Origin of the sequence: Streptomyces sp. VRA16 Mangrove soil (assembly GCF_017377775.1) — a bacterium.
Lineage (GTDB): Bacteria > Actinomycetota > Actinomycetes > Streptomycetales > Streptomycetaceae > Streptomyces.
The window spans coordinates 43,522-56,502 of sequence record NZ_JAFVLN010000007.1; the positions used below are offsets into that span (position 1 = coordinate 43,522).

Here is a 12,981-nt window from a genome sequence, read left to right on the forward strand (position 1 = left end):
CGGACGGGTGACCGGTCAGCCGGCTCAGATGTCCATGCCGTACGTCAGGAAGACGGTCCTGGCGCCGTGCCGGTCGTAGACGGCCCGCGCCCGGTAGTTGTTCTCGGCGGTGCGCCACCGCACGTTCGGCCAGCCCTCGGCGGCGGCGACGCGGCGCAGCTCCTCGAAGAGCGCGTCGACGGCGCCGCTCCCGCGGTGCGCCGGGTCGACGAACAGGTCGTCGAGGAAGCCGCGGGTCCCGTTGAGCGGGGAGTCCTCGGCGCGGTAGTGCGCGAAGCCGACCGGGGTGCCGTCCTCGGCGCGGGCGATCAGGCAGCGGGTCGAGCGCGCCGGGTCGTGGATCCAGGCCCAGGCCCGGTCGATGTCGGCTTCATTCAGCCCGACTTCGTAGAACGCGGCGTATCCGGCGAAGAGTTGCCGCCAGACGAGGTGGTCGCGCGGCTCGGCGGCGGAGACGTCGGTGATCATGACGTGGACTCTAGAGGGGCGTTGCACTAGCGTCAACAGGCTTTCGCTCTAGTGCAATTGGTTCAGAGGGTGAGGGCCGACGGGCAGGGGCTGGTGGGTGGAGAACCGCTGCCGGTACGCCGACGGGCTCAGCCCCGTCGCCCGCTTCACCCGCGCCCGCAGATTGGCCGCGCTGCCCAGGCCGCTGCGCCGGGCGACGACGTCGAGGCGCTGCTCCCCGCGCTCGATGAGCCGGCACGCGAGGGCGACCCGCTCGCCGAGCAGCCAGGCCAGCGGGGTCGTGCCCAGTTCGGCGCGGAAGCGGCGGTGCAGGGTGGCGGGGCTGACCCCGGCGCGGGCGGCCAGGTCGCCCACCGCCAGGGGCCGGTCGAGGTGCTCCCGCGCCCAGTCGAGCAGCGGCGCGAGCGAGGCGTCCGGCACCTCGGGTACCGGCCGCTCCACGAACTGCCGCTGCCCGCCGTCGCGGTGGGCGGCGAAGACCAGGCGCCGGGAGACCGCGTTGGCGATCTCCGCGCCGTGGTCGCGGCGCACGAGGTGCAGGCCCAGATCGAGGGCCGAGGCGCTGCCGGATGCGGTGAGGAGGTCGCCGTCGTCCACGAACAGCACGTCGGACTCCAGGCGCACCCCGGGGAACCGGGCCCGGAACGCGTCCGCCCACATCCAGTGACAGGCCGCCCGCCGCCCGTCGAGCAGCCCCGCCTCGGCCAGCGTGAACGCCCCGCTGCAGAACCCGACGAGCCGCGCCCCGCGCGCGTGCGCCGCCCGGATCGCCTCCAGGACGGCGGACCTGCGCGGCACTTCGATGTCGGGCCGGTTCGGCACGATCACCGTGTCCGCCGTCTCCAGCGCGGACAGGTCCGCGACCCCGCTCAGGGTGAAGAACCCGTCCCGCATCAGCACGCTCGGCTCGGCGGCGCAGAGGCTGAACTCGTAGAGCCTGCAGCCCAGTTCGGGCCTGCTGAGACCGAACACCTCGATGGCGCAGGAGAGCTCGAAGGGGTTGGAGTTCTCGTCGACGAGAGCGACGACGCGGGGGGTGCGGCCGGGCGGCTGCGAGGATCCATGCGACATGTGCAATTCCTAGCACTCACCGGGGAGGCGGCGCCGCCCGCAGCATGGAGGCCATGGAACCCACCGCACCCGTGCAGCTCGCCAAGGCCCTGACCACCTTCGACGCGCTGTGGAGCCCGCGCATCGTCACCACCGTCAACGACTACGACGTCCGCCTCGCCAAGGCCGAGGGCGAGCACGTCTGGCACGTCCACGCGGACACCGACGAGTTCTTCCTGGTCGTGGAGGGCGAGCTGACCATCGCCCTGCGCGAGGAGGGCGGCGAGCGCGCCGTGGTCCTGGAGCGCGGCAGCGTCTTCACCGTCCCGCGCGGCACCTGGCACAAGCCGCACGCGGCCCCCGGCACCGCGATCCTCGTCCTCGAACCGACGGGGACGTCCTCGACGGGCGACGCCCACGACCCCGTACCGGACCACGTCGACTCGACGACGGGGCACACCTGGCACGCATGAGCGCGCGTGGCACCCTTGAATCATGAACGACTCCGCGCCCGCCCCCGCTCCCCGCCGTGCCCGTGTCCGCGCCCCCGAGCTGGTCGGCAAGGGCGGCTGGCTGAACACGGGCGGGACCGGCTACACCCTCGCGGACCTGCGCGGACGCATCGTCATCCTGGATTTCTGGACGTTCTGCTGCATCAACTGCCTGCACGTCCTCGACGAGCTGCGGGAGCTGGAGGAGAAGCACCGCGACACCGTCGTGATCATCGGTGTGCACTCGCCGAAGTTCGTGCACGAGGCCGAGCACGCGGCGGTCGTCGACGCGGTCGAGCGGTACGGGGTGGAGCACCCCGTCCTCGACGACCCGGAGCTCGCGACCTGGAAGCAGTACGCGGTCCGGGCCTGGCCCACGCTCGTCGTCATCGACCCCGAGGGGTACGTCGTCGCCCAGCACGCCGGTGAGGGGCACGCGCACGCCATCGCCCGGCTGGTGGACGAGCTGGAGGCCGAGCACGCGGCGAAGGGCACGCTGCGCCGCGGCGACGGCCCGTACGTCGCCCCCGAGCCGGTCGCCACCGACCTGCGCTTCCCCGGCAAGGCGCTGCTGCTGCCGTCGGGGAACTTCCTGGTCAGCGACACGACCCGGCACCAGCTCGTGGAGCTGGCCGGGGACGGCGAGACGGTCGTGCGGCGCATCGGCAGCGGTGAGCGCGGCTTCGGTCCCGACGCCTTCAACGAGCCGCAGGGCCTCGCCCTCCTCGACGAGCACACCGTCGTCGTCGCCGACACGGTCAACCACGCGCTGCGCGCCGTCGACCTCGGGACGGGGGAGATCACCACCCTCGCCGGGACCGGCAAGCAGTGGTGGCAGGGCTCCCCGACCAGCGGCCCGGCCCGCGAGGTCGACCTCTCCTCGCCCTGGGACGTGGCGGTCTTCGGCGGCAAGGTGTGGATCGCGATGGCGGGCGTCCACCAGCTGTGGACGTACGACCCCGAGGCCGGCGTCGTCGCCGTCGCGGCGGGGACGACGAACGAGGGCCTGGTCGACGGACCGGGCGCAGAGGCCTGGTTCGCGCAGCCGTCCGGGCTCGCCGCCACCGAGGACCGCCTGTGGGTGGCCGACTCCGAGACGAGCGCGCTGCGCTACGTGGACCTCGACGGCGCCGTGCACACGGCGGTCGGCACCGGCCTCTTCGACTTCGGGCACCGCGACGGGGATGCTCAGCAGGCCCTGTTCCAGCATCCGTTGGGCGTCACCGCGCTGCCCGACGGCTCGGTCGCGGTCTCGGACACGTACAACCACGCGCTGCGCCGCTACGACCCGGCGACGGACCGGGTGACCACGCTGGCGACGGATGTGCGGGAGCCCAGCGGCGCCGTCCTGGCCGGCTCCGACATCGTGGTCGTCGAGTCCGCGCGGCACCGGCTGACCCGGCTGCGGCTGCCCGACGAGGCCGTCCGCGTCGAGTCCGTCGCCCACCGCACCCGGCGCGCCGCGACCGAGGTGGCGGGCGGCAAGCTCCGGCTGGACGTCGTCTTCCAGGCCCCGGCGGGCCAGAAGCTCGACACCCGCTACGGCCCCTCGACCCGGCTCCTGGTCTCCTCCACCCCGCCCGAGCTGCTGGTCTCCGGCGACGGCGCGGGCACCGAGCTGTCCCGCGAACTCGTCCTGAACGCGGACGTCACCGAGGGCGTCCTGCACGTCTCGGCGATGGCGGCGTCCTGCGACACGGCGTCCGACAACGAGTACCCCGCCTGTCACGTGCACCAGCAGGACTGGGGTGTCCCGGTCGTGCTGGTGGGTGACGGCGGGGCGCGGCGGCTGCCGCTGGTGCTCGCGGGCATGGACGAAGGGGCCTGACCGTCCGCCCGCGGCGGATCATCAGAAGTCGTACGGCTTCTTGGTGTTCCAGGACAGCACCTCGATGCCGTCGGCCTTCTTGCCGGCGTACTCGACCTCGCCCGGCGTCTTCAGGGTGACCACACCGCTGGAGTTGTCGACGTCGTTCATCTGCAGGGACAGCCGGATCGACGTGAAGTAGTCGTCCTCGGCCTTGATGTCCTGGTAGACGGGGAGCGCGGAGTAGACCGTGCCGCCGGCCTTCACGAGGATCGGCTGCGCGGGCTGCTCGTCCTTCTTGGACAGCGGCACGTCGCCGTTGGCGTCGCCCGGCGTGACGACGGGGAACTTCTGCACGGTGCAGGCGCTGCCCGACTTGTTCACCGCGGTGATCAGCAGGTGGTCGCCCTGCTGCTCGGGGAACCTGCGGGTCAGCGTGTAGGACAGCGAGGCCGTCCGGCACTCGGGGGCGGCCGACGTCCCGGTGCCCTGCTTGCCCGGGCTCTTCTTGGTGGCGCCCGCCTGCGCGGTGCCGCTGCCCGAGCCCGACGTGCCGGAGGCGGTCGTGTCGGCGGACGCCGTGTCGCCGGTCTTGCTGTCGGTGCTCGTGGCGCCGGCCGTGCTGTTGGTGGTCTTGGCGGCGGCGCCCTCGTCCTTGGTGCCGCTGCCGTCACCGCCGCAGGCGGTCAGGGTGAGGGCGAGCGCGGCGGCGGCGCCGGCGAGGACGGTCGTACGGGCCGTGCGGGTCAGGATGGTGCGGTTCACGGTGGTGCTCCCCCGTTCAGGGCGGCCGCCTGGTCCGGTGGGCCGCTGTGACGACTACAGTGCCCGGTCCCGTCGCCGTCTTGTCGCTCCCGCGCTAGCGCGTCGTCGCCGTTCCGCTGTCGGCCGCCTTGAGCTGGGCATTCGCCGCGTGCAGGCCCGGCTCGAAGCCGCGCTGCGCCGCCTCGTCGCGGGCCGTCCGCAGCTCCGCTCGACCCTCGTCGCGGCGGCCCAGCGCGAGCAGCGCGGCGCCCCGCGAGATCCGCAGCGTGATCTGCCGCAGCGGGGCGAGGCCCTCGGCGGCGCCGGGCAGGGCGAGCCCCCGCTCGGTGCAGTCGAGCACCGCCGCGTGGTCGGCGAGGGCGAGCAGGCGCCGGGCCAGGTGCTCCAGGGCGAGCAGTTCGGTCAGTACGTCGTCGCAGGCGCGGGCCAGCTCCGCGGCGCGCGTCAGATGCGTGAGCGACGTGGGTCCTGGCGCCCCGCCGCGGTCGAGGGCGACGGCGAGATTGACCAGGGCGGTGGCCTCGCTCGACGGGTCGCCGGCGCGGGCGGCGAGCGCCGGGGCCGGCTCCAGGTGCTCCAGGGCCTGGGCGAGCCGGCCCTCCTCGGTGAGCACCCAGCCGAACAGGGCCCGCACCCGGGCCTCCGCGTCCGGGTTGTCGAGCCGCACGGCGGCGCCGAGGCCCTGTTCGAGCAGCGGGATCCAGTCGTCGCGCACATAGCCGACGACGGACGGCCACTGCAGGACGACCAGCCGCCAGGCCCGCTCGTCGTGGCCCGCGGCGACGGCGGCGTTCACGGCCGCGGCCAGGTTCTCCCGCTGGGCCGTGTACCAGCGCAGGGCGGCGGCCCGGTCGGGCAGCGGCGGTGTGCCCAGGTCGGGGCGGACGTCCTCGGGCAGGACGCAGCAGGGCCGGTCGTCGGGCTCGGCGACGGCGGCGGCGCGCAGGGCGGTGCGCACGTAGTGGTCGAGGAGCCGCACGAGGGCCTCCCCGGACTCCCCGGCCTTCTCGGGCCTGTCCGTCCCGTCCGCCCCGTCCGCCCGGTCCGCGTCGTCTCGCTCGGCGAGTCCGCGCGCGTAGAGGCGTACGAGATCGTGCATCGCGTACTGGCCGGGCGCCGGTTCGGTCAGCAGATGGGCGGCGGTGAGCCGGTCCAGGGCCGCGGCCGCGGCGGCGGGCGGGGCCGCGGTGAGGGCGGCGGCCGCGTACCGGTCGAGGCCGGGGCCCGGAAGGCCGCCCAGGCGGTGGAAGAGCCGGCGGGCGTCGTCGGGCAGGGTGCGCAGGGTGAGGCGCAGCGCCGCGCACACGCCGGTGTCGTCGATGTCGAGGAGCGCCAGCCGCCGCTGCTCGTCGGCCAGTTCGTCGGCGAGGGAGGCCAGGGTCCACGGCGTCCTGGCGTTGACGCGGGCGGCGACGACGCGCAGCGCGAGCGGCAGCCCCGCGCAGAGCGCGGTGAGCCGGGCGGCCGCCTCCGGCTCCGCGGTGAGCCGGTCGTCGGCGCCGGTGGCGGCGGCGAGCAGCGCGGTGGACGCGGCGCCGTCGAGGACGCCGACGTCGACGGTGCGGGCGAGCTCGGTCACCGCGAGCCCGTCCAGGCGCAGCCGCGAGGTGACGAGGGCGGCGCTGTGCGGCCCGGCCGGGAGCAGCGGGCGGACCTGGGCGGCGGTGCGGGCGTTGTCGAGGACCACCAGGAGCCGCCTGCGCTCGCTGCACCGCCGGTACGCGGCCGCCAACGCGCCCTGGGTGTCCGGCAGTTCGCGGGCCGGGACGCCCAGCGCGATCAGGAACTCGCGCAGCACGTCGGCGGTCTCCGGGACGCTCTCGTCGCTGAAGCCGCGCAGATCGGCGAAGAGCACGCCGTCGTAGCGGTCGCGCGCGGCGTGCGCCCAGTGCAGGGTGACGGCGCTCTTGCCGACCCCGGCGGGCCCGGTGATGACGACGACGGCGTGCTCGTGGCGCGCGGCCGAGGTGAGCGCGGCCAGTTCGCGGTCCCGGCCGACGAAACCGCGCGGCGGCCGCGGCAGCAGATCGGGCCCGTCCACCGCCACCGGCTCCTCCTCGGGCACGGGTGCGGGTGCGGGCGCGGCCGGGGGCGGGCTCATGGGGTCGGGGGCGCCGCCGCTGGCCAGGATCTCCGCGTACGCCTCGCGCAGCGCGGGCCCCGGGTCGACGCCGAGCTCGTCGGCGAGCAGGGTGCGGGTGCGGTGGTACTGGTCGATGGCGTCGGACTGGCGGCCCGCCCGGTACAGCGCCCGCATCAGCGCGGCGGCCAGCGACTCCCGCATGGGGTGCGCGACGGCCTCCGCGTGCAGCAGCGCCGCGGCCCGCGCATGGTCGCCGAACTCCCCGTACGTGCGCGCCAGTTGCTCCACCGCGGAGATCCGGGCCTCCTCCAGGCCGTCGGCCGCGACCCGCAGCGCCCCGCCGGTGGCGACACCGACGAGCGCGGGCCCGCGCCACAGCGCCAGGGCCTCGCGCAGCAGGGCGGCCGCGTCGTCGGGGGTGCGCTGGTCGCGGGCGAGCCGGACCAGCTCCTCGAAGCGGTACGCGTCGAGCAGCGACTCGGGCATCTCCAGGACGTACGCGTCGCCGCGCGTCACGAGCCGGACGTCCCACTCCTCGGCGCCGCCCTGCGCGAGCAGCGCCCGCAGCCGCGACACGTGACCCTGCGCCACGGTCCTGGCCCGCGCGGGCGGGCCCTCCGGCCACAGCGCGTCGATCAGTTGGTCCAGCGGCACCGCGGTGTTGGGCCGCAGCAGCAGCGCCGCGAGCAGGCTGCGCCGCTTGGCGGGACCGAGGGGGAGCTCCCCGCTCCCGGTCGCCACGGCGACCGCACCGAGCAGCCGGAACTCCACGACACCGACCCCCACCCGATACCCCGACCAACCCGATGTGACCAGGGTACGGGGGCGGGGGCGGCGCGCTTACGGGTGGTAGATCTCCCGGACCGAGGTGGCGAGGCCGTCGCCGCCCTTGAGGACGCGCACCTTGACGCTGCTCATCTTGGCGGCCTTCACCAGCTGGTCGTACGTGCACGGGGTGGTGCCCACGTTGTTCTCGGCGGTGACGGAGCCGTCGGAGGAGCCGCAGATCGCCGCGGCGCCGCGGATCTGGGTGCTGTCGTCGACGTCGAAGGCCTGGTCGCCGACCATCATCTTGTGGTCGGCCAGGTAGGTCAGCGTGCCGGTCCAGCAGCCCTCGGTGCCGGTGTTGACGCACTCGCCGTGCGCGCCGGAGTCGTCGCCCGCGCCGCCGGAGTCCGCGTTGGTGACGTCGTCGGAGCCGCCGCTGCCCGAGCCGCCGGTCGCCCCCGAGCCGTCGCCGGAACCGGAGCCGCCGTTGCCCGAGCCGTCCGCGGCCGCGCTCGCCGAGGCGCCCGCGTCGCTGCTCGGGGAGCCGGTGGCGCTCGCGCTCGACGACGCGGCGGCGCCGCTGTCCTGCGTGCCGTCGCCGTCGTTGCAGGCGGTCAGCGAGAAGGCGAGCGCCGCGACGGCGGCGACGGCGAGTGCGGAGTTGGCGGTCTTCTTGCGCAGAGCGGTACGCATGGTGTGCAGTCCCCCGGAGAATGGTCCGTTCCTGTGACGTCTGCGACTCTGCCGCCCGCCGCTGGCGTTCCGCTAACACCTGACTAACGCACCGTCGTCGCAGGTGAAGGGCTGGTCAAGGATGTGTGAGGGACTGTTGAAGCTGCTCCGCTCTGGCCCGGTACGCGGCTTCCGAATCCGGTTCGTCGAGCACCGCGGCGACGTCCCCGAGCCGGGTCAGCGTCCGCACGGTACGCGCCGGGAGGTCCTCCTCCTCGTTGGCGGCGACCGCGGCGAGCAGTGCCTCACGGGCCTCCTGGTGCAGCCCGCTGTGGTGCAGCGCGACGCCGTACGACTCCCAGATCAGCGGCCGCCAGCCGGCGATCTCGTTCTCCGGGATCGCGGCGAGGCAGCGGGACATGCGGGTGGCTCCCGTGACGAAGTCGGCGCGGGCCAGGGCGACATGGGTGGCGTGGTAGTGGTCCAGGGTGTCGGCGATGGGATGGCGGGCCGTGCGGGCGTCGTGCGCGGCGTCGGCCAGCGCGTCGAGCATCCCGGCCGGGTCGCCGTGCCGCTGCCTGGCGATGGCGAGCAGCACGAGGACCTGCGCGGAGACCTCGGGGGCGAAGGTGCGCAGCGGCGCCACCGCACCGGCCAGGAAGGTCTCGGCCCGCGCGAACTGCCCGGTCTCCACGAACAGCAGGCCGGTGACGGCGCGCAGCCAGCCGATGCCCTGGGTGCTGCCGATCCGCTCGGCGGCGGCGAGCGCCGTGCGCAGTGGCTGCTGCCAGCCGGGGTGCGGGTGCCAGTGCACGAGCGGCCACAGCAGGGTGGCGATCCGCCAGGTGCGGTCCTCGTCGCCGAGCCGGGCCGCGGCCGAGACGGCGGCCATCAGCGACTCCTGCTCCTGGAGGAACCAGCCGAACACGGCGTCGCGCTCGGCGAACCGCGGAACGGGCGGCGCGGTGTCGAACCCGTCGGGCAGCGCCACGGTCCGCGCGCCGGTGGGGTCGAACACGTCCACGGCGACGTGCTGGGCGCGCAGCCAGTGGTCGACGAGCCGCCGGGTGACCGCGTCGGGCGTCTCGTCGCGCGGCAGGCCGCGCGCGTAGAGCCGGACGAGATCGTGCAGGCCGTAGCGGCCGGGCGTGGTCTCCTGGACGAGATGGGCGGCGGCGAGCCGGTCCAGGCCCGCGCGGGCCTCGGCGAGCGGGATGCCGGCGGCGGCCGCGGCGGCGTACGCGTCGCTCTCCCGGGTGAAGGAGCGGCCGAGTGCGCCGAGCAGCCCGGTGTCGGCCGCCGTGAGCCGGGCGACGGAGGCGCGCAGGGCGGCCTCGATGCCGGTGTCCTCGGCGGACAGCAGCGTCAACCGGCCCTCCTCGTCGGCGAGCTCGGTGGCCAGGTCGGCGACGGTCCAGTGTCGGCGGCCCTTGAGCCGGGCGGCGGCGATGCGCAGCGCGAGCGGCAGCCCGTCGCAGAGCCGGGCGACCTCCCGTACGGCGTCGTCGTCGGTGGCGTCCGGGCCGAGCGCCGCGGTGAGCAGTCCGGCGGCGTCGTCCTCTCCGAGCACGTCGACCGGGACCGGTGTCGCCCAGTCCGAGGCCATGACGCCGTCGAGCCGGGTGCGGCTGGTGACGACGGTGGCGCAGCCGGCGCCGCCCGGCAGCAGCGGGCGGACCTGCGCGGAGTCCCTGGCGTTGTCGAGGACGACGAGCAGCCGCCGCTTTCTGACCAGGGACCGGAACAGGGCCGCGGCGGCGTCCGACGACGCGGGCACGGCCGGGGCCTCGACACCGAGGGCGAGCAGGAACTCCCGTAGGACGTCCGCGGGTTGGACGGCGTCCTCGGGCGCGGGACCGCTGTGGCCGCGCAGATCGGCGAAGAGCCGGCCGTCAGGGAAGTCGTCGGCGCGGTCGTGCGCCCAGTGCACGGCGAGGGAGGTCTTGCCGACCCCGGCGGGCCCGGTGACCAGGGCGATGGGGGACTCGGCCGCGGTGACGGCACGGGTCAGCGCGGCGAGTTCGGCATGCTGGCCGTGGAACCCGCGCGGCGGCCGCGGCAGCAGATCGGGCCCGGCCGCCGACGGCCGCGGGAGGAGGCCGGGGGCTCCGGGCGCGATGGTGGCGTCCCGGGGAGCCGGGGTGGCGGCGCCGGAGGTGGGGTGGGGCCCAGGGGCGCTGGTGACGGGTGGGCGGCCTTCGAGCACCTCCTCGTACGCCTTGCGCAGCGCGGGCCCCGGGTCGACGCCCAGCTCGTCGGCGAGGGCACGGCGGGTGCGGTGGTACTGGTCCAGGGCGTCGGACTGGCGGCCCGCGTGGAACAGGGCCCGGATCAGCTCGGCTATCAGCGGTTCGCGCAGGGCGTGGGCGACCGCCTCCCCGCTCAGCAGCGCCACGGCCCGGTCGTGCTCCCCCAACGCGCCGTACGCGAGGGCCAGTTGCTCGACGGTGCCGAGCCGGCTCTCCTCCAGGGCGTTCGCGGCGGCCAGCAGCGGGGCGGTGACGGCCGTCCCGCCGAGCGCCGGGCCCTGCCACAGCGCGAGCGCCTCGCGCAGCATCAGGGCGGTGTCGGCCGGGTCGCGCTGCTGCTGGGCGAGGGTGACGAGCTCGTCGAAACGGTGCGCGTCGAGCAGGGTCTCGGGCAGCTGGAGCGCGTACGCCTGGCCCTGCGTGGTCAGTTCGACCCCGTACGCGTCCAGGCCGGCCTCGGTGATCAGCGCGCGCAGCCGGGAGACATGACCCTGGATCACGGTGCGCGCGTGCAGCGGCGGTTCGTCGTCCCACAGCGCCGTGGTGAGGGTGTCCACGGAGACGGCCGCCGGGGAACGCAGCAGCAGGATCGCGAGGAGGCTGCGCCGCTTCGCCGGACCGAGCGGAACGGGACCCGAGCCGCCGTTGACCGCCACCGGTCCGAGGAGCTGGAACTCCATGTGCGTGCACTCTCCCGGCGGGCCGACGCGGCTGACATGGCTGACATGGCTGACATGGCTGACGTACGAGACTATCGCCGGGTGTCAGCCGCAGGTCACGGCGGCTCGACTGGGGACGGACGGGTGGACGGACGGGTGGATGGACGGGGGATGTGCGGGCGAGGGGGCCGCCTACAGGCGGCGGTCCCGCTCGTCCTCGATCACGGTGGTGCGGTTCGCCGGTGGGATCAGCCCCCGGCGCTTGCCGATGCTGCGGAACACGAAGACGCCGATCAGGCCGACGATCATGAAGATCCATCCGACCAGGTCGAGGTTGACGCCCTTCATGTGCCAGTCGGTCGCGAACGCGAGGATCGCTCCGACGGCCATCAGGATGATGCAACCCCCCAAGCTCATGAGCTCCGCCTCCTGCTGCTGTGACGTGCACGGATGTGCCTGAGGGGTCCGGGTACCCCCGAACCCCTCGCCGTCACACAGAAGTTCGGGAGGTCAGCCCTCCAGGAACGCCGCCAGCGCGTTCGCCAGGTGGTGCGGGTCGTCGGCGCCGCACAGCTCGCGGACGCTGTGCATGGACAGGATCGCCGCGCCGATGTCGACGGTCTTGATCCCGTGCCGGGCGGCGGTGATCGGGCCGATGGTGGTCCCGCACGGCATCGCGTTGTTCGAGACGAACGCCTGGTACGGCACGCCCGCCTTCTCGCACGCGGCGACGAACACGGACCGGCCGGCGCCGTCGGTGGCGTAGCGGTTGTTGACGTTCACCTTGAGGATCGGGCCGCCGTTGGCCCGCGGGTGGTGGGTCGGGTCGTGGCGCTCGGCGTAGTTGGGGTGCACCGCGTGACCGGTGTCCGAGGACAGGCAGATGGTCCCGGCGAAGGCGCGGGCCTTGTCCTCCAGGGACCCGCCGCGCGCGAACACCGACCGCTCAAGGACGTTGCCGAGCAGCGGGCCGTCGGCGCCGGTGTCGGACTGCGACCCGTTCTCCTCGTGGTCGAAGGCGGCGAGCACCGGGATGTACGGCAGTTCCTTCTGCTTGCTGACCTCGCCGAGCGCGGCGACGCAGGCGTGCACGGACAGCAGGTTGTCCATCCGGGGCCCGGCCACCAGCTCCTTGTCGCGGCCCAGGTAGGACGGCGCCTCGATGGAGTACGGCATCAGGTCCCAGCCGGTGATCGAGCCGCGCTCCAGGCCGTACTCGTCCTCCAGGAAGCCGAGCAGATCGCCCTCGGTGACGTCGTCGCCCAGCCCCCAGATGGGCTGCATGTGACGCTGCTTGTCCAGCTTCAGGCCGTCGACGTTCACGCCGCGGTCCAGGTGCACGGCGAGCTGCGGCACGCGCAGCAGCGCGCGGTCGATGTCGACGAGCCGCTCGCTGCCGTCGCGCAGCGTGATCCGCCCGGCGAGACCGAGGTCCCGGTCGAGCCAGGAGTTGAGCAGCGGCCCGCCGTAGATCTCCACGGCAACCTGGCGCCAGCCGTGCGCCCCGGTGTCGGGCTGCGGCTTCACCCGCAGGTTCGGGGAGTCGGTGTGCCCGCCGACGATCCGGTACGGGGTGTGGGGCGCGGCGCCCTCCGGCACGTACCAGGCGATGATCGCGCCGCCGCGCGTCACGTACTTCCCACCGGTCTCGCCGTCCCAGGCGTCGGTCTCGGCGACCTGCTTGAAGCCCGCCTTCTCCAGGCGCGCGGCGACGTTCGCCACGGCGTGGTACGGCGTGGGGCTCGCCGCGAGGAAGGTCATCAGGTCGTCGGTGTGCCCGCGGTCGAAGGGGCCGGTGGATGTGTGCATGCCGCCAGGGTAGGCCCTGGCCGCACGGGGGTGCCTACTCGTCTGCCGGGCGGGGTTCGGTGCAGGGGGAAGGCTGCGCGCAGCGCATGCCTTCAGGGGCGCGGGGAACTGCGCGACCAGCCCCCACCGGGCCCGCTGACGACGAGAAGGCCCGCCGCCC

Annotated in this window: 10 protein-coding genes; 2 read left to right on the forward strand and 8 right to left on the reverse strand. The window is 74.6% G+C overall.

Features of this window, described 5'->3' with window-relative positions:
* Window positions 1-24 precede the first annotated feature (24 nt).
* Window positions 25-468 carry a GNAT family N-acetyltransferase gene (locus J3486_RS20160; protein WP_207822089.1) on the reverse strand — a complete coding sequence of 148 codons (444 nt, stop codon included), beginning with the start codon at window positions 466-468 and terminating at the stop codon, window positions 25-27.
* Between the two features lie 48 nt (window positions 469-516).
* Window positions 517-1,539 (reverse strand): helix-turn-helix domain-containing protein, encoded by a 1,023-nt coding sequence (locus J3486_RS20165; protein ID WP_207822091.1) that lies wholly within the window; start codon window positions 1,537-1,539, stop codon window positions 517-519.
* A 53-nt stretch (window positions 1,540-1,592) separates the two neighbouring features.
* Between J3486_RS20165 and J3486_RS20170 the strand changes: the two genes are divergently transcribed.
* Both J3486_RS20170 and J3486_RS20175 read left to right on the forward strand, forming a co-directional pair.
* A complete protein-coding gene (locus J3486_RS20170; RefSeq protein WP_207822092.1) occupies window positions 1,593-1,991 on the forward strand; it encodes a cupin domain-containing protein in 399 nt (132 codons plus the stop codon).
* Between the two features lie 22 nt (window positions 1,992-2,013).
* Entirely contained in the window at window positions 2,014-3,837 is a 1,824-nt protein-coding gene (locus J3486_RS20175; protein WP_207822094.1) for an NHL domain-containing thioredoxin family protein, read from the forward strand.
* 21 nt (window positions 3,838-3,858) lie between these two features.
* On the opposite strand, the gene J3486_RS44715 is transcribed toward J3486_RS20175, so the two are convergent.
* From J3486_RS44715 to J3486_RS20205, 6 genes are all read right to left on the reverse strand, one after another.
* Window positions 3,859-4,581: a DUF4232 domain-containing protein gene (locus J3486_RS44715; protein WP_207822097.1), complete on the reverse strand. Its 723-nt coding sequence runs from the start codon at window positions 4,579-4,581 to the stop codon at window positions 3,859-3,861.
* A gap of 94 nt (window positions 4,582-4,675) precedes the next feature.
* Window positions 4,676-7,450, reverse strand: coding sequence for a BTAD domain-containing putative transcriptional regulator (locus tag J3486_RS20185; protein ID WP_207822099.1), 2,775 nt, complete (start codon window positions 7,448-7,450; stop codon window positions 4,676-4,678).
* 54 nt (window positions 7,451-7,504) lie between these two features.
* Entirely contained in the window at window positions 7,505-8,125 is a 621-nt protein-coding gene (locus tag J3486_RS20190) for a hypothetical protein (protein ID WP_207822101.1), read from the reverse strand.
* Window positions 8,126-8,240: 115 nt separating this feature from the next.
* Complete coding sequence (locus J3486_RS20195) at window positions 8,241-11,033, reverse strand: AfsR/SARP family transcriptional regulator (RefSeq protein WP_207822103.1); 2,793 nt, start codon at window positions 11,031-11,033, stop codon at window positions 8,241-8,243.
* A 171-nt stretch (window positions 11,034-11,204) separates the two neighbouring features.
* Window positions 11,205-11,429, reverse strand: a complete 225-nt coding sequence (locus J3486_RS20200) for a DUF6458 family protein (protein ID WP_207822105.1) — start codon at window positions 11,427-11,429, stop codon at window positions 11,205-11,207.
* A gap of 93 nt (window positions 11,430-11,522) precedes the next feature.
* A complete protein-coding gene (locus J3486_RS20205; protein ID WP_207822107.1) occupies window positions 11,523-12,821 on the reverse strand; it encodes a M18 family aminopeptidase in 1,299 nt (432 codons plus the stop codon).
* Window positions 12,822-12,981: the final 160 nt, after the last annotated feature.